General features: G+C 62.4%; 18 protein-coding genes. 4 read left to right on the top strand and 14 right to left on the bottom strand.

Annotation, left to right across the window (positions count from 1 at the left end):
- Positions 1 to 139 precede the first annotated feature (139 nt).
- Positions 140 to 442, bottom strand: a complete 303-nt coding sequence (locus tag BBA01S_RS36375) for a hypothetical protein (protein WP_322787852.1) — start codon at positions 440 to 442, stop codon at positions 140 to 142.
- A gap of 79 nt (positions 443 to 521) precedes the next feature.
- Here BBA01S_RS36375 and BBA01S_RS36370 point away from each other — a divergent pair, with 79 nt between their 5' ends.
- A complete protein-coding gene (locus BBA01S_RS36370) occupies positions 522 to 956 on the top strand; it encodes a hypothetical protein (protein WP_027820717.1) in 435 nt (144 codons plus the stop codon).
- Positions 957 to 989: 33 nt separating this feature from the next.
- Here BBA01S_RS36370 and BBA01S_RS44385 read toward each other — a convergent pair whose 3' ends face one another.
- The 5 genes from BBA01S_RS44385 to BBA01S_RS36345 form a co-directional block, all read right to left on the bottom strand.
- Entirely contained in the window at positions 990 to 2081 is a 1092-nt protein-coding gene (locus BBA01S_RS44385) for an ABC transporter permease (protein WP_245641703.1), read from the bottom strand.
- A gap of 4 nt (positions 2082 to 2085) precedes the next feature.
- Positions 2086 to 3117, bottom strand: a complete 1032-nt coding sequence (locus BBA01S_RS44380; protein WP_084162762.1) for an ABC transporter permease — start codon at positions 3115 to 3117, stop codon at positions 2086 to 2088.
- On the bottom strand, positions 3101 to 4690 hold the full coding sequence (locus tag BBA01S_RS44375; protein ID WP_245641702.1) for a sugar ABC transporter ATP-binding protein: 1590 nt from the start codon (positions 4688 to 4690) through the stop codon (positions 3101 to 3103). Before BBA01S_RS44375 ends, BBA01S_RS44380 begins: the two co-directional genes overlap by 17 nt.
- 41 nt (positions 4691 to 4731) lie before the next feature.
- A complete protein-coding gene (locus BBA01S_RS36350) occupies positions 4732 to 5772 on the bottom strand; it encodes an ABC transporter substrate-binding protein (protein WP_027820716.1) in 1041 nt (346 codons plus the stop codon).
- Positions 5773 to 5968: 196 nt separating this feature from the next.
- Positions 5969 to 7051, bottom strand: coding sequence for a LacI family DNA-binding transcriptional regulator (locus BBA01S_RS36345; RefSeq protein WP_084162761.1), 1083 nt, complete (start codon positions 7049 to 7051; stop codon positions 5969 to 5971).
- Positions 7052 to 7278: 227 nt separating this feature from the next.
- Here BBA01S_RS36345 and BBA01S_RS36340 point away from each other — a divergent pair, with 227 nt between their 5' ends.
- Positions 7279 to 8244 (top strand): aldose 1-epimerase, encoded by a 966-nt coding sequence (locus tag BBA01S_RS36340; RefSeq protein WP_027820714.1) that lies wholly within the window; start codon positions 7279 to 7281, stop codon positions 8242 to 8244.
- Between the two features lies 1 nt (position 8245).
- Here the strand turns inward: BBA01S_RS36340 and BBA01S_RS36335 are convergent, their stop codons facing one another.
- Complete coding sequence (locus BBA01S_RS36335; protein ID WP_407668369.1) at positions 8246 to 8569, bottom strand: hypothetical protein; 324 nt, start codon at positions 8567 to 8569, stop codon at positions 8246 to 8248.
- Positions 8570 to 8816: 247 nt separating this feature from the next.
- On the opposite strand from BBA01S_RS36335, the gene BBA01S_RS36330 reads away from it, so the two are divergent.
- Positions 8817 to 10175: an MFS transporter gene (locus tag BBA01S_RS36330; protein WP_027820712.1), complete on the top strand. Its 1359-nt coding sequence runs from the start codon at positions 8817 to 8819 to the stop codon at positions 10173 to 10175.
- Positions 10176 to 10272: 97 nt separating this feature from the next.
- Here BBA01S_RS36330 and BBA01S_RS36325 read toward each other — a convergent pair whose 3' ends face one another.
- From BBA01S_RS36325 to BBA01S_RS44365, 7 genes are all read right to left on the bottom strand, one after another.
- Positions 10273 to 11358: a CAP domain-containing protein gene (locus tag BBA01S_RS36325; protein WP_167336083.1), complete on the bottom strand. Its 1086-nt coding sequence runs from the start codon at positions 11356 to 11358 to the stop codon at positions 10273 to 10275.
- Between the two features lie 438 nt (positions 11359 to 11796).
- The gene (locus tag BBA01S_RS36320) at positions 11797 to 12150 is read right to left on the bottom strand and encodes a DOPA 4,5-dioxygenase family protein (protein ID WP_027820710.1); all 354 of its coding nucleotides are present in this window, start codon (positions 12148 to 12150) and stop codon (positions 11797 to 11799) included.
- A 202-nt stretch (positions 12151 to 12352) separates the two neighbouring features.
- Positions 12353 to 13936 carry a threonine ammonia-lyase, biosynthetic gene (ilvA, locus tag BBA01S_RS36315; RefSeq protein ID WP_084162760.1) on the bottom strand — a complete coding sequence of 528 codons (1584 nt, stop codon included), beginning with the start codon at positions 13934 to 13936 and terminating at the stop codon, positions 12353 to 12355.
- A gap of 531 nt (positions 13937 to 14467) precedes the next feature.
- Positions 14468 to 15550, bottom strand: a complete 1083-nt coding sequence (locus BBA01S_RS36310; protein ID WP_052392052.1) for a ParB/RepB/Spo0J family partition protein — start codon at positions 15548 to 15550, stop codon at positions 14468 to 14470.
- Positions 15540 to 16223, bottom strand: a complete 684-nt coding sequence (parA, locus tag BBA01S_RS36305; protein WP_027820707.1) for a ParA family partition ATPase — start codon at positions 16221 to 16223, stop codon at positions 15540 to 15542. Before parA ends, BBA01S_RS36310 begins: the two co-directional genes overlap by 11 nt.
- A gap of 1054 nt (positions 16224 to 17277) precedes the next feature.
- Positions 17278 to 18654: a replication initiation protein gene (locus tag BBA01S_RS44370; protein ID WP_042298473.1), complete on the bottom strand. Its 1377-nt coding sequence runs from the start codon at positions 18652 to 18654 to the stop codon at positions 17278 to 17280.
- A 1475-nt stretch (positions 18655 to 20129) separates the two neighbouring features.
- Complete coding sequence (locus tag BBA01S_RS44365) at positions 20130 to 20471, bottom strand: hypothetical protein (RefSeq protein ID WP_042298472.1); 342 nt, start codon at positions 20469 to 20471, stop codon at positions 20130 to 20132.
- Positions 20472 to 20529: 58 nt separating this feature from the next.
- On the opposite strand from BBA01S_RS44365, the gene BBA01S_RS47330 reads away from it, so the two are divergent.
- Positions 20530 to 20796: a hypothetical protein gene (locus BBA01S_RS47330; protein WP_156966218.1), complete on the top strand. Its 267-nt coding sequence runs from the start codon at positions 20530 to 20532 to the stop codon at positions 20794 to 20796.
- Positions 20797 to 20963 lie beyond the last annotated feature (167 nt).

The raw sequence follows: 20963 nt of genomic DNA, 5'->3' as shown, positions 1-20963 counted from the left end.
GCAGCCGGTACGGCAGGCAGCGAAGGGGGCGAATCTTAGCTTGCCTCTCGCACAGTGCGCAAGCACAAATTTGCAGCCGGCCAAAATAAAAAGGCGCGACTCTCGTCGCGCCTTAACCCTCCGCCCGCTTTATCTTCTGTCAGCTCGCGCCGCCCTTCGGCGGCTTCTTGAACATCGCCTTGCACGGCGGCGACAGCTCGGCATAGTGCTGTTTCATGCAAGCCGTGATCTTCTCCTTGTTCGGAATCTCGCTCGCACAGAAGTGAAAAGCGTCGCTCCGACATGCGTGATCTTCGTCGTCCTGTGATGCGGCATAGCCGGATGACGTCACCGCGGCCAGCGCGAGAGTCGCCGCAAGCATTGCGCCGGCGCGCATCGGGTATCGGATTTTTCTGTTCATGGCGCGATCCTCGTGGTGATTGTTCTCGTCGATCAACTGCAAACGTCGTTCCCGGCACGACGTTTGCAGCTACCCGATATCACCACCAAGAGGCGCTGCCCCTTAAGGCAGCGAATCCAGCATGCGAGCCAACACTCTCCGACTTGCCGCCACCGCGTTCCTGTCTCTTGCGCCGCTCGTCTCTCACGCCGACGACAGCGCCAGCCCCTGCGCCGCGCTCAAGCGTATCGTCGCAGCCGCTCCGCAGCATTTCACCTCGCTGAGCCCGGCCGATGGCCGCGCCGTCGCCCAGCCCTACAGCGACGATGCCCAATGCGCAGCCACGCACGACGCCTATCAATGCACCTGGAGCACGCGCAACGCGGACGCCGGATCAGGATCCGATGCGCTCGAAGGCGTAGGCGCCGACATCGCCTCCTGCCTGCCGAACGCCACACACGACGGCAACGCGCCAGGCCGGCAGCACTTCTATCTAGGAGATCGCGGCAACCGCACCGAGATCACCGCCCAAACCGCCGGCGCGAACCACGTGAAGCTGACCGTCTCGAAGCAATAATCCACCGCAGCCAACGGTAACCAGCAGCAACATTCAAGTCCGCGCCGCACCCCGCGACGCGGCGCCCTTGCGAACGCCACTCGCCGCGCGAGCCGCACCATGCCGCCGCCCGGTCAAGACCGTCTGCACAATCACCGCAGCAAGCAGAAACGCCCCACTCGCGAGATTCTGATAGTACGGACTGAGCGTACCCACCTGATTGATGACGTTGTCGATCACCCCCAGCAGCAACACCCCCGCCAGCGGCCCCGCCATCGTGCCGACACCGCCCGTCAAAAGCACGCCGCCGATCACCGCCGCCGCGATCGACTGCAATTCATAGCCCGTCCCGGCCGCCGCCAGCCCTGAATCCAGATGCGAGGCCAGCAACGCGCCCGACAGTCCCGCCAGCGCGCCTGACAAACCATAAGCGAGCACCTTCACCCGCTCCACCCGCACGCCAAGCATGCGCGCCGCTTCCTCGTTACCACCAACCGCGAAGATCGCCGCACCGAAGCGCGTGTGATTGAGCAGCAGCGCACCGAGTGCATAGACCACCGCCAGCACCCAGATCAGATTGCTGACGCCGAACAGCGAACCATTGGCGATGCGCGCAAAGAACCCCGGATTGGCAATCAGCAGATCCTGGCTCGCGAGCACCAGCGCAAAGCCCTTGAGCCCGAGCAGCGCCGCCAGCGTCACGATGAACGGCGCCATGCGTGCCCGCGCGATCAACAAGCCATTGACGATGCCGATGACAAACCCCGCCGCAACCGGCGCAAGCATCGCCGCGCCCCACCCATACGGCGCGGCATAAGCGGAGAGCACCGTGCCCAGGCCCACCATCGAGCCAACCGACAGATCGAAGCCGCCAAGAATGATCACGAGGCTCTGCCCAACGGCGACGAGGCCGAGGAAGGCACTGTTCGACACGATATCGGCGAGATTGGCCGGGCGCAGGAAGTCGGGGAACACGAAGCCCGCGATCAGCGCGACCACCACGAGCATGCCGATCGCGCCGCGCGACTGCACGAGCGCGATGACCTGCGCCCGGCGGCTCGCGCGCGGTGCGGCCACGGGCGCAGAAGAAGCCGAAGAACTGGCAGAAGTCGAAGAACCGGCACCCTGCATTGCGTCGTTTGCCATGTCGTCAGCCTCCCGAGCGTTGCAGATAGAGCGCGACGACGATGAACACCGCCTTCAGGATCTGCGCGTAGGTAAAGCTGATGTTGTTCATGATGAAGCTCGCGTCGAGCACCTGGAGCAGCAGCACGCCAAACACCGCGCCGACGATCGAAATGCGCCCGCCCGAGAGCGGCGTGCCGCCGATCACCGATGCGGCGATGGCATCGAGTTCGAAGTTCACGCCCACGTAATTAGGATCGGCCGCACCCAGCCGCGACGAGGCGAACAAGCCCGCCAACCCGGCCAGCGTGCCGCTCACCGCATAGACGAGGAATAGCGTGCGGCGCACCGGAATACCCGCAAGAAACGCGGCGCTGCGGCTCGCGCCGACGAGAATCGTGTAGCGCCCGAAGGTCGTCCGACGCACCACGAACGCCACCACGACAGCAAGCGCCAGCGCGATCAGCATGACGATGGGCACCGGCCCGAGCGCACCCGCGCCGAGCAGATCGAAGGCCGGCGCTTCGGGCAGGTTCACGCGAGAGCCGCCAAGCAGCGCCTGCGCAAGTCCGCGCGCCGCCACCAGCAGCGCCAGCCCCGAAATCAGCGGATCAATGGCGAGCAGCGCGACCAGCGCGCCGTTGCACAACCCGGCCACTGCGCCCACCGCGACCGCCCCCACCAGCGCCGTGCCCACGCCATACGGCAGGAACACCGCGATCGAAGCGCTCGCGAGCGCCATCACCGAGCCGACCGACAGGTCGATGCCGCGCGTCGCAATCGCCAGGTTCTGGCCCAGAGCGATCAGCACGATCGGCGCCGCCTCGAACAGCAGGCTGCGCGCGGCAAACGGGTTGGAGAAGCCCGGCGTGATGGCGAGGTTGAACAGCACGAGCGCGGCCAGCGCAAAATAGACGCTGTTTTCGCGCAGTATCGTGAGCCACGCGGTACGACCGCGCGGCGGCTCGCCGGGCGCACGCGGCGCGTTGGGGACTTTCGGTGCGGGAAAGTTCGAGGGGCTCAAACGTTCCTCGTTCGATTCAAGATTGATCGCCATTGCCGTCTGATCCTTGTGCTCCTTGCGGCCCTTGCCCCGCCAGCACGGCGAGCACGTCGTCGGGATGCGCGCCCGCCGTGGGCATGCCGCCCTGCGTCGCGCCTTCGTTGAGCATCACGAGCCGGTCGGTGAGCGCGAGCAGCTCCTCCATTTCCGACGACGTCACCACCACCGCCAGCCCTTCCTGCGCGAGCTGCTGCACCACGCGATGCACCTCCTCCTTCGCGCCGACATCGATGCCGCGCGTCGGATCGTCGAGCAGCAGCACGCCGGGCTCAGTGGACAGACAGCGCGCGATCAGCACCTTCTGCTGGTTGCCGCCGGACAGCGTCGTAATCAACGCGCCCGGCCCCGCCGTCTTGACGCCGAGTCGCGCGATCGCCTCGCGCACCACCTGATCTTCCTTCGCGCGCGAGATAAAGCCGAAACGCGAAATACGTGGCAACAGGCTCGCGACAAGGTTCTCGCGCACCGAAAGCCGCGGAAAAATGCCCTCAGCACGGCGATCTTCGGAAAGAAAAGCGAGCCCACGCCCAATCGAGCGCGCAGGCGTCGCGTGCGTGAGCGCCTGACCGGCGAGCTTCACTTCGCCACCATCGGCCCGCTGCGCGCCGAAGATCGTCTTGAAGGTTTCCGTGCGCCCCGAGCCGAGCAGACCCGCCAACCCCACGATCTCGCGCGGCGCCACGCGCAGGGACACATCGCGCACGCGGTTGCCCCATTGCAGGCTGTCGACCTGCAAGGCGGGCGTCACATCGGCATGGGGATCGGCGCGGCCCGAGCGGTCGGCCCACGCATGCGCGCCAGCGCTTTCGCGCCCGAGCATCGCGGCGATCAGCGCCGCTCGCGGCAACTCCTGCGGCGTGCCCGTTCGCACCACCGCGCCGTCGCGCATCACCGTGAAGCGGTCGCACAGCCGGTAGCACTCGGAAAGCCGGTGGCTCACGAACAGCAGCGCGATGCCTTCCGCGCGCAGTCGATCCACCACGCCGAACAACACGTCGACTTCCGCGCCGCTCAGCGCCGAGGTCGGTTCATCGAGAATCAGCACGCGCGCGCCCAGCGACACGCCGCGCGCGATCGCCACCATCTGCTGCGCGCCCAGCCCCAGCGTGCCGAGCTTCGCAGCCGGATCGACGGCCAGCCGGTAACGCTGGACGATTTCGGCCGCGCCATCGAGCATGCGCTTTCGATCCGTCAGGATGCCGAAGCGCTTGGGCTCGTGACAAAGAAAGATATTGTCGGCGACGCTGCGCTCGGGAATCAGGTTGATTTCCTGATACACGGCGCACACACCCGCGCTTTGCGCAGCGCGCGGACTGTCGAACGACACGTCCGCGCCATCGAGCGTCACCGCGCCGACATCGGGTTGATGAAAGCCGGTGAGCACCTTGATGAGCGTCGACTTGCCCGCCCCGTTCTCGCCGACAAGGCCATGCACCTCGCCCGCGCGCAACGTCAGCGAGACATCGCGCAGCGCGCGCACCACGCCGAAGGTTTTCGACACGCCGCGCGTCTCCAGTACGACGCGCGGTTGGGCACCCGCCAGGGATGCGTCGCGTGCTGCGCTCATCGTCATCGCCTCATGTTGTGCTCGTCGCCAGGGAGGCCCGCTCAGTAGACCTTGCCCGCCGCCAGCGAGGACTTCGCGTTCGTCTTGTCGAACAGCGCGTCGTCCATGATCTGCTTTTGCGGCACCGGTTTGCCCGCGATCCAGTCTTCCAGCGACTTGAATGCAAGCGGGCCGAAGCGCGGATTCGTCTCGACGTCGGCGGCCACGGTGCCCTGGTCGATATCGGTGACGATTTCCTTGGTGCCGTCGATCGACACGATCTTCACGCCCTTGAGCTTGCCCGCCTGGCGCAGCGCTGTGATCGCGCCGACCGTCATGGTGTCGGCGTGCGTGTAGACGGCGTCGACGTCCGGGTGCGCGAGCAGGATCTGCTCCATCACTTTCTGCGCTTCGGTGGTCGACCAGTTGGCCGTCTGCGCGGCGGCGATCTTCATGTTCGGGTAGGCCTTGAGCCCGGCCGCGAAGCCGTCGGTGCGCTGGCTTTCGACTGTGTTGCCGTAACCGCCCTGGATTTCGGCGATCACGGCCTTGCCGCCGGTCGCGTCCGCGAGCGCTTTCGCCGCGCGCTCGCCCTGCTTGTAAAAGTCCGAGCCGAGGAAGGTGATGTAGTCCTGGCAGAACGTGCCCGCCGTCAGGCGGTCGATCGTCACGACCGGAATGCCCTTGGCGCGCGCCTGCGCGAAGGCCGGTTGCAGGCCAGTGGAATCGTTCGGCGCGATGATGAGCGCTTCGGCGCCCTGGTTGATCATGCTTTCGATATCGGCGACCTGCTTGGCCTGGTTAGCGTTCGCGTTCGTATACAGCAGGCGCTTGACCCCGGCCGCCTTGGCCGCCGCACGCACCGAAGCCGTTTCCGTCGCGCGGAACGGATTCTGTTCGTTCTCGGACTGCGAAAAGCCCACCACCATGTCGCTCAGCTTTTTGCCGCCAGGCTTGGGATTGGTGCAGGTTTCGCTGGAATTCGACTGGACTTTCTGCGCACCGGAATCGGACTGCGCGTAGGCGCTGCCCGACACAGCGGCGGCAAGCGCCGCACACAGACCGGCGGCAATGAGGGCGGACTGGATTCGTTGACGACGCATGGCTGTCTCCTGTCGGCCGCGATCGACGCTCAGGCGTCGGGCGCGGCCCCATGCAAAGCGGTGAATGACGTTGGCGGTATGGGCTGCGCCCTGCCGCGGCTTTGTTGTCTTTCCTGTCTTGTCTTTCTTACCGTGCGGCTCTGTCGATCGGCCGCCTTATTACGAGCACTGCTTCAACTAATATTACCAGCCACAATTAGGAGATATTAATGAGGGTATTCACGGGGACAGCGGGATTCGGCGCGCAGACCGAGGCGCGCTCGATGAGCGGGCCGTCCAGCTTCACGGTGCGGTGGCGCACCGGAGCACCGGCGCTGCGGTTCTGCTCCTCCTGCAGCAGCGTATCGACCGCCCAGCGGCCCAGTTCGTAGTTCGGCAGCACGACCGTGGTGAGCGGGGGATGCGTGTGGCGGGCGATTTCCTGATCGTCGTAGCCCATCACCGAGACGTCTTCCGGCACGCGCAGACCCAGTTGCTTGAGCGCCTCGATCGCACCAATCGCCATCAGGTCGTTGGCGCAGAAGATCGCCGTGGGCGGGTTGGGTTCGCGCATCAGCGACAGCGTCAGCTCGAAACCCTTGTCCGGGCTCCAGTCGCCGTCGCGCACGAGCTGCGGGTCGTAGAGCAGATCGGACGTCGCCAGCGCCTGGCGATAGCCCTTGAGGCGATCCTTCGCCGCATCCTGCCAGGTCTCGCCGTTGATGAAGCCGATGCGCCGATGCCCTGCCGCGATCAGGTGCTCCGTGGCCGTATGGCCGCCCGCCACTTCGGCAGGCACGACCGACGACAGTGCGTGATCCGACGCGTAGCAGTTGAGCAGCACCGCGGGCACCTTGAACAGCGCGGGCGGCACAGCGACCTTGCGCGTATAGACGGTCGCATAAATCACGCCGAGCACATTGGGCATTGCGAGTGCCTGCAACACACGTTGTTCCATCTGCGCATTGCCGTGCGTCGAGAACACCGCGAGCACGCAGCCCGCGTTCCAGGCGGCGTCGCGTGCGCCGTCGATACTCACGACGGGATGCGGGCTGGTGGAGATTTCGTCGGCGATATAGACGATCAGGTTGCGGTCGCCCGCCGGCGCAGGTGGCTGCGCCGCGCGCACGGGCAACTGGTAGCCGAGCGACTGCGCGACTTCGTGCACCTTGTCGCGCGTGGCCTCGGACAGTTTGGCGCCGACCGCGCCATTGAGGACGAGCGAAACCGTCGATTGCGACACGCCCGCGGCCTTCGCGATGTCGGTCATGGTCGGGCGGCGCTGGGTCGATTTTTTCATCGGATGGGTATGAGCTTGCGCAGCCCGGCGGCAGAGGAACGGCCACGTCCCGGGCGGGCGCTGGTGGGCCGAAGCGTAGCATTAATATTTTTGGCGAACAATTGGCGTAAGTCGGCATTCGCTGACGGTACCAGCACGCCATTTCCGGACTATATTATCTTTTATTAGTAATAATTCTGAGCCATCCGGAGATCGCGCCTTTGACCGCCGCCCCGACGCCCCGCTCCTTGACTTCCGCCCCGTCCTTCGACGCCGCCGCGCTCGACGATGGCCAGCTCGTTGCGCTCGCGCACGGTCGCGCGCATGCACTGATCGCACCGCACGTGGGCGGCTCGATTGCCGCCTGGTACGAGCAGGACAGCGCGACCGCGGCCACTCATCACTGGTTGCGCCCCGCGACGCGCGCAGCCATCGACGCACGCGACCCGCTCGGCATGGCGAGCTTCCCGCTGATGCCCTACTGCAACCGGATCCGCGACGGACGCTTTCGCTTCGAAGGCGAGATGATCGATCTGCCAAGCGGCACCGGCGCGCTGCGCCACGCGCTGCATGGCCACGCGTGGCGGCGGCCGTGGCAGGTCGAGTCGCAGGAGCGCAATACCGTGACGCTGCGCTTCGTGCACGAAGCGGCCGCGCACGGCGGCGAGGGCTGGCCGTTCAGCTATGAGGCACGCCAGCACATCACGCTCGACGAGACCGGGCTGTCGGTGCGGCTCTGGGCGCGTAATCTGGGGACGCGCACGATGCCGTTCGGCTTCGGCCATCATCCCTATTACCCGAAGCCGCCCGGCACGCGCCTGAGCGCGCGGGTGCGCGCGATGTGGGAAATCGACGCCGAGGTGCTCCCGGTCGCGCTGAGCGCGCATCCGGCCGTCGATGCGCTGGAAAACGGCATGATCGTCGACGACTTCGATCTCGATAACAACTTCTCGGGCTGGCGCCGCGAGGCGTTGATCGAATGGCCAGACGAGGGCCGTCGGCTCGCGCTGCGGGCGGGCGCGCCGCTCGACTATTTCGTGCTCTACAGTGCGCAGGGCTTGCCGTGGTTTTGCGCCGAACCCGTCAGCAATACGACCGACTGGCTCAATCTCCAGCTAGACGGTCTGGCGGGCCGGCTCGACGTGGGCGGTACGGCGCTCGCGCCCGGCGAGAGCGTAGAAACCCAGCTGAGCTGGGTGCCGGAACGTATTTAGGTCACATGCCCTGCGGCGGGTGAATACCCGCCTGCGGCGCGCCATAGCCGCCCGCCTGGGAATTGTTCGGCAATCCGTTGGCCAGCTGGCCGCGCGGGTCGGTCGGCCCGACCGGCAGCTCGCCCGCCTGGCGATTGCCGTGCGTCGGATATTCGCTGCCGAGCGGCGCATTGGGCATCAATGCGAGGCTGTTTTGCGGCGAGCGCAGATCGTCATTCTGCGAAAGCTGCGCGAACGCGCCGCGCGCGGGCAGCCCCGCCGCAAGCGCCACCGTCAGGGCGAGCGCGCCCACGCGCGCCGTCGAAAAAAGCGTCCGGTTCTTCACGTCGATCTCCTTCAGGCCCGCATTTGGGCCGCTGAGGCTGTGCAACGTCTACGTTCGACACGCCGCCGCGCGGCATGTTCGATCGAAGCCATCACGAAGATACGCACCTCGCTCCCGCACGGATGCACTCAAGAAAGTCCCCGATATCGCGCCTGCCCGCAGACGGGTAGGATGGCGACCAGAGTTCGCATAGCGAATTTGTGTGCGCTATTTGCGAACCACGCATAAGACAATGGAGAGACCTTTCATGAGCCGCAGTGCCGTCAACGTCCAGACGTTCCTCAACGAGCATCCGTTTTCGCCGTTCCAGTGGTTCATTTTTCTGATGTGCTTCGCCATCGTGCTGCTCGACGGTTTCGATACGGCGGCCATCGGCTTTATCGCGCCGTCGCTGCTTGGCGAATGGGGACTGGCCAAGCCCGCGCTCGCACCGGTGCTGAGCGCCGCGCTGTTCGGTCTTGCCTTCGGCGCGCTCGCGTCGGGGCCGCTGTCAGACCGGCTCGGGCGCCGCGCCATGCTGCTCGGCTCCGTGCTGGTGTTTGGCGTGGCCTGTTTCGCCTCGGCGTTTGCCGACAGCATCGACCATCTGGTGTGGCTGCGCTTCGTCACGGGCGTCGGCCTGGGCGCGGCCATGCCGAACGCCGTCACGATGATGGGCGAATACTGCCCCGACGCCCGCCGCGCCACCATCATCAACCTGATGTTCTGCGGCTTTCCGCTGGGCGCGGCGTTCGGCGGCTTTCTCGCTGCGTGGATGATCCCGCACTTCGGCTGGCGCAGCGTGCTGCTGCTCGGCGGCGTCACGCCGCTCGTGCTGGCGATCCCGCTCGCGCTGCGCATGCCGGAATCGGTGCGCTACATGGTGGCGAACGCGAAGCCCGCTGAGCGCATCCGCGCCGCGCTCGCGCGCATTTCCGCCGATGCCGCCGCCGCACAGTCGTTCACCATGACCGAGACCGCTCCGCACGCCGACGGCAAGGGCATGGGCGTGGTGCTGTCGGGCCGCTATCTGGTCGGCTCGCTGATGCTGTGGATCGCGTATTTCATGGGCCTCGTGATCTTTTACGCGTCGATCAACTGGATGCCGCTGCTGCTCAAGGACGCCGGCCTGCCGCCCGCGCGCGCGACGCTGATCGCGGCGCTGTTCCCGCTCGGCGGTATCGGCGCGGTGCTGTGCGGCGTGCTGATGGATCGCTTCAACGCCAACCGCATCATTGCCGCCTGCTATGCGCTGACCGCGCTGTCGGTCTGGCTGATCGGCCAGGCCGTGGGCAATGTGGGCGCGCTGGTGCTCGTGGTGTTCGCGGCGGGCGTGCTGATGAATACCGCGCAATCGTCGATGCCCGCGCTGGCCGCCGCGTTCTATCCGACCTCGGGCCGCGGCACGGGCGTGGCGTGGATGCTGGGGATCGGGCGTTTCGGCGGCATTGCCGGCTCGTTCCTGGTCGCCGAACTGGCGCGCCGGCATTTCTCGTTCGCAGGCATTTTCGCGACGATCGCCGTCGCCGGTCTCGTCTCCTGCGCCGCACTGCTCGTGAAACAGGCCGCGCGGCCGCATACCGTGGAAGCCGCATCGGATGCGCCGAAGGAGTCGTTCGGGCACTGAGCGTCGCGCTTCAATCGCATGCAACGAAAAAGGGGCCGCAGTTTTCACTGCGGCCCCTTTGCATTTCAGCCTGCTTCAGTCACGCCAATCACGCCGATCAGAACTTCGGCAGCGGACGATTCGTCAGGCCATCCTGCACTGCGTTGTGCGACACGCCCGATGCAGCCGTCGTGAACGTCCAGCCGACATTGATCGGGTGCGTCTGGTTCGAGGCATCGGTCAACGTGCCGGTCACGCGCACCGTGTAGGTCGTGCTGGCCGCGAGCGGCGAGTACGGCACGCACAGCGCGGCGTTCGAAAGCTCGCTCGGCGTGGTCTGCGGCGTCTGCGCGAGACATGGAATGCTGGTGCCGTTGGTCGCGGTAATCGTGAAGCTCATCGAGCTCAGCGTCGAGCCGAACGCGCTCTGGATCGTCACCGGATAGCCGACCGTAGTCATTTCGTACTGCGTGGCGCTGGCGAACGGGTTCGGATCTTCGTTGGCGAACCAGCTCGTCGGCACGCCCTGCTCGCCCGCGTACGGGTAAGCGACGAGCGCCGTCGCCGACAACGTATCGGCGCTGGTCGAGCCGAAGTCGATGTTGAACGCTTCCCAGCTCGCGTTGGCCATGTAGCCCACGCCCATCGACGTGAAGTCGTCGAGCATGACGATGCGGTGGAACGGCGCGTCGAAGAGCGTCTCGACCGGCGACAGGCTGTCGCTGAACGCCGCGGGCTGGCCCGCCACGACCACTTCGCCCATCATCTGGAAGCTGCCTTCGGCCGAGATGCGCGTCTGCGGATCGGCGCCGGTAAAGCCGGTCTTGCCGGCCGTTTCGGTGTGGCCGTAGGCCTGGTTGTCGACGAGATAGGTCGCGTGATCGCTCGATGCGGTCACCAGGCCCGAATTGGACGGCAGCGCCGCGAGGCCGACGTTCTGGCGCATCGCGTTGATATAGGCCGTGCCGTCGGTGCTGGCGTTGCCGCTCGCGCTCGGCAGCGCGGTGAGGTTGGACGCCGGCGTGATCAGGAGCGCGCTGTTGGTGGTCGAGTTGGACTGCGAAGTCGTCGTCGTGGTGGTCGTGGCCTGCGCCGTGTTGCCGCTGCCGTTCGACGAGTTGTTGGTCGCCGAGCTACCCGAGCTACCAGACGAACCACCACCGCCACCACCGCCGCAAGCCGCGAGCAAGGCGGTTGCGAGCACCGCAACCGCTTCGAATCTGAATTTGGAAAACCGCATATCGTGCCTTGTAAAGGTTTTTTATTGAAGCAGCGTCGGCCAATATGCCGCCGCTAGATGCAGGCGCGCCCCCCGTTGCTGCTTCGGGTCTTGTCGACCCCAAATTCCGCTAATCGCTTTCAATTCGTCTACAGAAAACGATTGCGCGAATTTGATTGCGCGTCCTGACTAACGGCAATACACGAACGAACTTGAATTGAAACAGCTGAGGAAAAACAGGCACGTTTTACCGGATTGCCCGGCAAAACGCGCGATTATGCAGGAATGCAAAGGGGGCTGGAACGGACTTTTACACTTCGTTTCAGTGGTGATCCGACTGACGATTCAGCGACGGATGCGGAAAGTCTTGTCTGACTTTTAGTTTGATGTGCTTGCTATTTTTTTCGCGTGTTTTCGCGTGGCTCAGCCACCGAGCGCGGCGAGATTGAGTGTGTGCGAATGACCGATCCACACCGCTGCATCGCGATGATCGCGCAGCGCGTCGCCTGTGTTCGGATGCACGAAAACATCGAGCTCACCGTGATTGACGACGAGCCAGGCGAACACGGCAGCAAAGCGCTCGTTCGTCACGGCAAGCTGATAAGACCACATCGGGTGTGGGCCCACCGGACGCTCGTGAAAGCGGCCGATTTCCACCGTATCGCCGATTTCAGCGGCAATGGTTTCGCGCAAGGCCCATGCGGTGTCGCGCGTCGGGGCATCGAAATAAATGTGGGCGTGCCAGCTGGCAATGCTGGCGGGATCGGCAAGTGTCATGGTGTATGTTCTTGAAGCGCGAGAAGTGGCATTGAACCGCTATTTTGCCGCTAATTTGAGTTTTAGTCGTCGCATCCAGGCACGGTTCAATTCGGTATTTCCCAGCCCGATTGAATAGGCGTCCTTTCTAATTTTTCCTTTTGCTTTTTCAGGCGAGAGACGTCCCGCGCGATGCTGGACATCTCCCGTGCGGCACATTGGCTTACTTCAGGAACAAACGATACGCCGGATTCTGCGTCTCTTCCCAGTGCGGATAACCGAGCGTCGCGAGGAAGCGGCGGAACTCGGCGTCTTCCGCTGCGGGCACCTGGATACCCACGAGAATCGAGCTGTAGTCCGCGCCCTGGTTGCGGTAGTGGAACAGGCTGATGTTCCAGTTCGGCGCCATCGACGAGAGGAAGCGCATCAGCGCGCCCGGACGCTCCGGGAACTCGAAGCGGAACAGGCGTTCGTCATGCGCGAGCGGCGAGCGTCCGCCGACCATGTAGCGGATGTGCTGCTTCGAGAGTTCGTCGCCGGTAAGGTCGACGCTCGGGAAACCGTGATCCACAAAACTCTGCGCGATCTGCGCTGATTCGCCGCGGTTGCGGATCTGCACGCCCACGAAAATGTGCGCACGCTCGGCGTCGTCGATGCGGTAGTTGAACTCGGTCACGCTGCGCGTGCCGACCAGTTCGCAGAAGCGCTTGAAGCTGCCGCGCTCCTCGGGAATCGTCACCGCGAAAACCGCTTCGCGCGCTTCGCCGACTTCGGCGCGCTCGGCCACGAAGCGCATGCGGTCGAAGTTCATGTTCGCGCCCGAGGTGATCGCGATGAGCGTCTTGCCGTCAATGCCTTCGCGTTCGGCGTACTGCTTCGCGCCCGCGACGGCCAGCGCGCCTGCGGGTTCGAGCACGCTGCGGGTGTCCTGGAAGACGTCCTTGATCGCGGCGCAAAGCGCGTCGGTGTCGACCGTCAGCACATCGTCGAGGTACTCCTGGCACAGGCGGAAGGTTTCCTCGCCCACGAGCTTCACCGCCGTGCCGTCCGAGAACAGGCCGACTTCACTGAGTTCGACGCGCTTGCCCGCCTTGAGCGACTGCGCCATCGCGCAGGAGTCGTCCGTCTGCACGCCGATGACGCGGATTTCCGGACGAACCGCTTTCACATAAGCCGCCACGCCCGCCGCCAGACCGCCACCGCCGATCGGCACGAAGATCGCGTGAATCGGGGCCTGATGCTTGCTGAGGATTTCCATGGCCACCGTGCCCTGGCCGGCGATCACATACGGATCGTCAAACGGATGCACGAAGGTCAGGCCGCGTTCTTCCTGAAGGCGCACGGCGTGGGCGTAGGCGTCGCTGTAGGACTCGCCGGCCTGCACGACCTCGACCATCGCGCCGCCATGCGCGCGCACGGCATCGACTTTCACCTGCGGCGTGGTCACCGGCACGCAGATCACCGCCTTCACGCCCAGCCGCGCCGCCGAGAGCGCCACGCCCTGCGCGTGATTGCCCGCCGAAGCCGTAATCACGCCGCGCTGCAATTGTTCCGCCGACAGATGCGCCATCTTGTTGTACGCGCCGCGCAGCTTGAACGAGAACACCGGCTGGTTGTCCTCGCGCTTGAGCAAAACCGTGTTTCGCAGACGCGCAGAGAGGTTCGGTGCGCCTTCGAGTTCAGTGACGCGGGCGGCGTCGTAGACACGCGCGGTGAGAATCAGGCGGAGATAATCGGTCGGCTGTGCGTCTTTCTTTTCTGCGCGTGTTTCGGCTTCGGCTGCGGTACGGCTCGATTGAACCTGCATGACGGCTCCTGTGCTGTCTCTTTTAGAGCCCAGGAAGCGGAAACAAAAAACCCGCCTCGTGGGGCGGGTTGTTGTCGCTTCTACCAGACGTACGCTAACCCACCATTCGATGAATGGTGCTAATAATCAGCGTAATCGGGCAGTGGCGCGTGTTCATTCCTACAGAATGGCGTAGCAGCGGGAAATTGTCAAATCATTAGGTTCTATCGAGAAACGTTCTAATAACTACGAATTACATTTCAAATAGTACGATTTGGAGGACTTGATAGAAGCTCATGCTGGGCGCTCGTCTTCTGGGTCACGAATGCGTCTGAAAATCGAATCTATGCGTGAAACATTCTAGGTTTGGTGTCGCAAGCCATTGATTCAAAATGCTTTTTTTTGAATGAAAGTCGTCGAACTATGTTTCACGGTTTCGACCCCAGCGCCCTCCCCCTGCCCTCTTTCCGTCTTATTCGGTGCTAAAGATAAGGGCAGGCGCTCGCGAAAGCCCTGCCCTCTTCGCCCCAAAAAAATCTTTGTGGAGTCGCTTCAGCTTGCGACCGTCGGTTCCATTTCAGCGGCCCACTCGTCGATCACGGCTTTCATGCGCTCGGCCAGACGCTGCTGGTCTGCTGCGGCAATGCCCTTGAGATTCAGCTCGGCACGGCCATCGCCAAACAGCTTGAGCTCGCCCAGCGCTACGCCATCCGGACGATTGAATTGCACGCGCGACTGATAGTGCGTGCGGCGCGGGCCAATGCGACGGGCGCCGGCTTCAGCCGATGCAGCGGCCTCGAGCTTACGTACGCTCGCCTTCCCTTCGATCACCTGTTCGAGCCAGTGCTCGGCAACGGTCACGCCAGCGCGATCGAAAATCAGCTTGATGTTGTACGCGTGGCCGAGACCGACATCCTTGCGATTCTGCGCCATGCGCTGCAGAAGATACGGCGGCAGCGACGTCAGCGAGATCACCTTGCTGATGTGCTTCGGATCCTCGCTGACCGCGACGCCCAGCTCGACTTGGTCGACGTACACGCCATCGTCCAGAAGCTTCTTCCAGGCGAGCGCATCGTCGAAGACGGTCTGCTCCTCGCGTTCCTTGTTCGCGTGGTAGGCGCGCAGATAGAGGTTCTGGTTGTCGAGACCGTCGCGAACATCAACGTCGATATGTTTGTCGCCGCGCGAACGGGCGGCACGAATACGCCGCTCGCCGTCGACAATCACATATTTGCCGGGAAACTCTGCAAGCCGGGTCACGAGAATCGGCGTGATCTGCCCTTGCTTGCCGAAGCTGTCGGCGAGTTCGTCAATCGTTTCCGCGCTGTAGAACGCGCGCGGATTGTACGGATTCGAGACGACGTCCTCGACGGGAATGCGTGCGACTGCGTGCGTCACACCGGCTGAACCGATGGATGCTGCGGGCGCGACCGGCGTTGCAGGCGCGGCTGCGACCGGCGTGTCTGACGCAGCAACAGGCGCAACAGCCGGAGCCACTTCTGCGAGTGTCACCACTGCAGCGTCACGCTGCGCAATGCCGACGACGTCACCGTCAGCCAGGCGCTCTTCGGCCGACGCGCGCTCGACGGCCATGCCCGCGCGAACCTTGCTGGTGAAATTCAGCTTAGTTGCCATCGACAACCTCCTCTTCCTGCACCAGCGCGATGATTTCGTTGTAAACCGCGGCAATTTCATCTTTCGCCACTTTTACGCCGCGCACGCCTTTGACGTCGAAGACCGTCCGGCCAAGTGCCGCCGCCTGGCGATAAAGCTCGCGCTGCTTGACCGTCGACGCGAGCACACGAACATTGCTTTCCGCGAGGATGGCGCTCATCTGCGTATGCAGCAGCGTCTTCGAATTAGATTTATTCAGCAAAATTGCGAATTTACCGGCAGGATTGGCAACGCGCGTACGTTCGACCAATTCCATCATCCCTTCACTACTCCAGATATCGATGGGCGAAGCGTCGGTTGGGATGACGGTTGCATCGGCAACGGCGAGGACACGCGCAGTCGTCAGGTCATTGATGTTCGGCGGACAATCGACGATCACGACGTCGTAGTCGTTCGCCAAAGCGGCGATTTCCGGGCCAATCATCTTTTCGAGTTTGTTAATGCTGCCAACGCGGAAGGGCAACGGGGTTTCCGGGCCTGCGGCTGCACACCAGCTCATGCACGATTGCTGGCCGTCGGCGTCCGCGACATAGACTTTGTAGCCTTCGGACTGAAACGCGCCTGCCAGATTCATGCTGGTGGTCGTCTTGCCTACCCCGCCCTTTTGATTCGCTACAGCGATGACCAGTCCCATTCGGTTCTCCATGCAATGTTCAACGGTGGAGAATCTTCACGCGTACTCTCCACGTGGAGACCCTCCAAAGAGTCAACTGGCAGTCTAGCGTCAAGTTAAAGTAAATTCTAGCTTTAGCGCCGAAATCGTTGCCGGTTGACCACCAAATAGCCATTTGGATGAGGTACGTCGCAGTCTGTGCTGATTGTTTTGCGGGAGATCGTCGGTTTTCAGTATCTGCGTTGAATCATGCGAATCTTCACGTGGAGAGTCATTCGAAACCGAGGGAGAGTGGATCAGCGCTGTTGCTCTAAATCGATCGAGTTAGGGATCTCGCTGAATATGGTTGAGGCTGAGCGTAGATGAGATTCGCGCTAGCTACGACATCGTCGACTACAGGCAAGCGACGCGCATTTGCGTTCAACAAAGCAGGCCTCTCCACGTGGAGACTGATCGTTCAAGAGGTGTTCTCCACGTTACCGATCTGATCCGCGTTTCACTACTGATCAACACGTACAGGCCGAAATCCCCGAGAGCTTCCGGCTTGTGGGGCAAGTCGTCCACGTTCCGTGGAAAATCAACATATCGCATTCGTCGAACGAGTTCATGAACAAAGGAGAGCGTGACCGCAGGCCCACACAGATACATGCGGTCATGTCTCCACGTGGAGACTAAAAACGCTTCATCATTGATCATTCGCGGCCCAACATGCCAATCGACTGGCGCTCTCACGCCTGCTCACGGATAAAAAACAGCATGATTCCGGCGATTGAGTGACTACCAGTTCAGACCGAGCCGCCGCGTCTCCCGTTGCCAGTACACCCACGCAACAAATCAGCGCTCGACAGGCCGACGACCAACAATCAATCTCCACGTGGAGACTCAAATGAACATCTAAAGGAAGGGAGAGAGCTTAAGGCCGCGACCCGCATACGCGCGAGTCAGGAGTTGAGACATCGGGACGGTGCCAAATTCCACAAAGGCGACACCAACCCGAAGTATGCAGAAAATTGAGAAAGCGAAATTTACCTATGTTTTTATAATCGGCAAATTTCGCTAACAGGGTGCGCTGCGATTATTCCTCGCGCGACTTGAACGCCAGTTCGATGTCCCCCACCACACCTTGTGCATCGCCTGCCGGTGCCTGCTGTCCACTCAACAGGAATTCAAGCAGATCGGCAGCCGTCGGTTGACCCCACGTGTCCAGCACGACCCAGCGGAAGAAGTTCGTCGACGCCATTTTGCTCGGCACCTTCGAAGTCGACACCTTCAGCTTGTCCATGCCGACCGTTTCGTTGTAACGCTTGATGAGCGCTGTCTGGTCGTCGTATTCGAGTTCGTTGAAATACGAACGCGCCTCGGCGATCTTCGCGGCGATGTAACGATCCTGCACCTGATCCTGACTTTCGCGCGCCTTGCCCGCATCGGCATTCGCGGTGGCGGCTACGTTGGCGCCCGGCAGTTGATAGCCCTGCATGAGCGCCTTGCGGAAATAGGCCGCCACGTTGGCAAGCGGCGCGGCATTCTTCTGCGCGACGCGCGCGGCCGTATATGCCACTGCAGTCCGGATTTTTTCGTCGCCGTATTGCTTGAGCAGTCGGCGCGCTTCCGATACCGGAATACTGAACTTCGCCATCTCGCCGATCAGCACGGTCTCATTGGCGCGCAGTTCCTGCGAGGGATCCGTCTCCGGCTTGCGCGTTACGCGAAACTGCAACGCCACCACCGAGCGCCCAACCTTGTGCTCGATGAGCTCAAAGTTGTGATCCGAGATTTCGTTGACTTCCTTGATGCAGGGCACCAGCACACGGCTTTTGAACTGCTTGTACAACTTGTACGACTGCGCCGAAGTGTCCTGTCCAAGAATCAGGTCGCGCAGCGTCGCCAGCGGAAAGCGCGCCGTCACCCCCACCGCTTCATAACGCACGACGTTTTCCCACAACGCGAGCGAGTGCGCCTTCCTGAATTGACGCGTGATCCGCATGTCGATCATCGCGTAGATTTCGGGATTGAGCAGCTCGCCGCGAATCTGTTCGGAGAAGGTGTAGCGCAACACCGATCGTTCGAGTTCGGCGCCCGCAAGCAGACCCGAGGCCTTCCAGATACTGCGCTTGTCCTGCGTGAGATAGTCCCAGTTGACGACCGTGCTGATGAGCGAGTTGATCGTTTCCTTGACGTACTCCGTGTTGTTACTGTTCAGGTCGACGTCCTGCGACAGGGCGGAAATCGTGATCTCGAACGACGAGCGACCTTGCTCAAGCGAATCCTGACGGATTGCGTTCTTGATCAACGAGCTGAACATCTTGCGTTGCTGAAGGCTGATCGATCCGGATTTCGGCGCAATGTGAATGGCGGGAACCGCCTTGCGGAACAGATCGGGGGGCTGGCCTTGCTGGAATACGAGTGCGCCTTGCTTGTCGGCGTCGCCGGCGTCGGCCTTTTTTCTTGCCATATGACCCACGTGAAAGGAAACCTGGTCGGTTGGTAACTGTATACCAAGCGACCAGGTGACTCAAGCGCGCCGAGATGTCAGTGCGCAGCAACGACACCGACAGTGGGAAAGATTGACAGCCGAAGCGCCCGTGGCGGGCTCAAGCGGCTGGAGCAGGGCGCCAGGCAATCCGCAATGCCCTGCAGAAGCGCCCCATAACCCGTAACCTTTAGCCATCTCAGCCGTCGAAAACCCCCCATAACTCGTGACCTTTAGGCTCTTATGTGAGTACTCACTCTCGTTTTGGCCTCCCAAAGGTAGCCAACTATGGGATTTTTTGCCGATCTGGGGATGTGACGTCCGCCATGGCCTGGCGCCATGAAAACCTCCCATGAGCAGTGACCTTTGACTGATCCCATAGCCGGGAACCTTCAAAAGCCCTGTTCAAGGGGGGTTTCGCGTGTCGTGAACCTGACAGGCACCATAGCGAGTTACCTTTGCACGTTCCCATAAGCTGTTACCCAGCAAATTGAAGACGTCGGCCCATCAAGTCTTTGCCTGAAGTCTCCTCTGCGAGTGGACTGGGTGACCTCCAGAGTGTGCGCGGAGCAGGCACCATAACTGGTTACCAACGGTGATTCCCATAACTGGTGACCCATAGTCAGCAAAATCGACGTGAAGATGGCTCAAACAAGGGCCCAGCCTCCCATAATCGGCAACCTTCAACCGTTCCCATAGAAGGGAACCTCAGCCCGTTTCGGCAATTTTTCCCATACCGGGCGACCTTTTCCCCATATCCACAGCCTTGAATTCCCATCCTTGGATACCGAAATCCCATATCCACAGCCCAGAACTCCCATACCCGGTACCTCAGGCCCCATAACGCGTCACCAAATCGGCCGCAAACCCTTGCCCCATAAGGCTTCCAGCCGCCTAAAGGTTTACTAAAGGTTCTAAAGCGTATTTGGTAAACACTCAAACTACGCGTCCGATAAGAAAGACAGCTCCCAAAACCGGGATCCTATTCGTATGTAAGTGGTCACCAACATGCTGAATCCCACCCGTGGTGACCTTTACGCAAACGCGTCGCTAAAGGGCTCCCATTGCGCGCTACCTAAAGGGAAATACCCTGGAACCTACATTGAGTTAACGCGCTAAAGCGCTGATTTGTATAGTCTTAGCGCTCTGAGGTCGCAGAATATGGGAGAAAGTGGTGTGACAAAGGTAGCCGCCTATGGGATAACTCGCGCCTCCTTGAAGACGGGGCGGCTATTCAGACACCTGGCGTCAGGTAACCCAAGATGCGTCTGAACAGCACCTTTGAGCGCCTGCGGAGAACGATTGGCGGGAATCGGGGTAAACCCAGGAAAGGTCACCGGTTCCCATAACGCGTTACCTTGGAAAGGTTACCGGAAATGGGAGACCGTCAAGTCGCGCTCTACAAGGTGCACCGCAGCACATCTATACGGTGACCTTGCGCGACTGGAGCCGGCGGCTCAGTTCGTCAGATTTTGAGCGTGAGCCTGCACGTCTGGCTGCATGGCCGGATCGGCGGCCGCCGCCTGATGCTGGAGGCAATCATGCCGATACAGCGTGCCCAGACGCTGCTGGGCGGCCTCCAGGTCGGTTGGGTACTCGTTGTCGACCCCGTGGCTCTCGTAGCCCACCAGCGCCAGATCCTTGACCTCCTGCATGAGCTCGCGGTGCGTGACCTCGTGCGCGGGCTTGACGAACGGGTAGCTATGGCAGGCGCGCTCTGACAGATGGGGCGCGGCCAGCGCGCTGGCGCTCGCCGCGCCAAGGAGTGGAATCAATGCGAATCTGTACCAACGCTTCATGGTGACCTCCGTTTTATTCCGGACGGCGCCTGAGCCAACGCGCCCGAGCCGTCCGTGGATGAACCGCTGGCAACGCGCCGGCGGACAGCGACATGCCTTCGGCCTCGACAAACGCAAAGGCGCAAGCGTCGATACACACGCATGGAGCAACGAAGGCACGTCAATGGAGATCGAGAATAAGCAGCCTGCCGATGCCGAAAGTGCTCACCAGCATGAAAGAACGGTTATCAAAAGCAGCGGGTCGATGCGCGCGCATCCATCGAATTCCCTCGCCCCGCGTCAATCCGGATTGACAAACTGTCAGGTTCGCGTCAACCGACGGTAAGAACATGACCCCCTCTTCATCGCCGTGATGCCGTTTGGGCAAGTGGCCCGCCCTATCATGGCCGGGCACGCGCGCAATCATGGCGCCTCTGCGCCTAACGAGAAGAGTCATCGAGGAAGGTCATTGAGGAACGCCATGTCAGTCAGCGCCATCACCACGCAGCGCGC

Origin of the sequence: Paraburkholderia bannensis NBRC 103871, from assembly GCF_000685015.1 — a bacterium.
GTDB lineage: Bacteria > Pseudomonadota > Gammaproteobacteria > Burkholderiales > Burkholderiaceae > Paraburkholderia > Paraburkholderia bannensis.
This window is presented reverse-complemented; position numbering and strand designations above follow the sequence as displayed.

Excerpts from the sequence above, each read along its gene's own strand:
- ilvA (WP_084162760.1), bottom strand. The coding sequence starts at position 13,936 with ATGCAGGTTCAATCGAGCCGTACCGCAGCCGAAGCCGAAACACGCGCA.
- BBA01S_RS44370 (WP_042298473.1), bottom strand. The coding sequence starts at position 18,654 with ATGGCAAGAAAAAAGGCCGACGCCGGCGACGCCGACAAGCAAGGCGCA.
- BBA01S_RS36350 (WP_027820716.1), bottom strand. The coding sequence starts at position 5,772 with ATGCGTCGTCAACGAATCCAGTCCGCCCTCATTGCCGCCGGTCTGTGT.
- BBA01S_RS44380 (WP_084162762.1), bottom strand. The coding sequence starts at position 3,117 with ATGGCGATCAATCTTGAATCGAACGAGGAACGTTTGAGCCCCTCGAAC.
- BBA01S_RS47330 (WP_156966218.1), top strand. The coding sequence starts at position 20,530 with ATGAACCGCTGGCAACGCGCCGGCGGACAGCGACATGCCTTCGGCCTC.
- BBA01S_RS44365 (WP_042298472.1), bottom strand. The coding sequence starts at position 20,471 with ATGAAGCGTTGGTACAGATTCGCATTGATTCCACTCCTTGGCGCGGCG.
- BBA01S_RS44385 (WP_245641703.1), bottom strand. The coding sequence starts at position 2,081 with ATGGCAAACGACGCAATGCAGGGTGCCGGTTCTTCGACTTCTGCCAGT.
- BBA01S_RS36345 (WP_084162761.1), bottom strand. The coding sequence starts at position 7,051 with ATGAAAAAATCGACCCAGCGCCGCCCGACCATGACCGACATCGCGAAG.
- parA (WP_027820707.1), bottom strand. The coding sequence starts at position 16,223 with ATGGGACTGGTCATCGCTGTAGCGAATCAAAAGGGCGGGGTAGGCAAG.
- BBA01S_RS44375 (WP_245641702.1), bottom strand. The coding sequence starts at position 4,690 with ATGAGCGCAGCACGCGACGCATCCCTGGCGGGTGCCCAACCGCGCGTC.
- BBA01S_RS36320 (WP_027820710.1), bottom strand. The coding sequence starts at position 12,150 with ATGACACTTGCCGATCCCGCCAGCATTGCCAGCTGGCACGCCCACATT.
- BBA01S_RS36310 (WP_052392052.1), bottom strand. The coding sequence starts at position 15,550 with ATGGCAACTAAGCTGAATTTCACCAGCAAGGTTCGCGCGGGCATGGCC.
- BBA01S_RS36330 (WP_027820712.1), top strand. The coding sequence starts at position 8,817 with ATGAGCCGCAGTGCCGTCAACGTCCAGACGTTCCTCAACGAGCATCCG.
- BBA01S_RS36370 (WP_027820717.1), top strand. The coding sequence starts at position 522 with ATGCGAGCCAACACTCTCCGACTTGCCGCCACCGCGTTCCTGTCTCTT.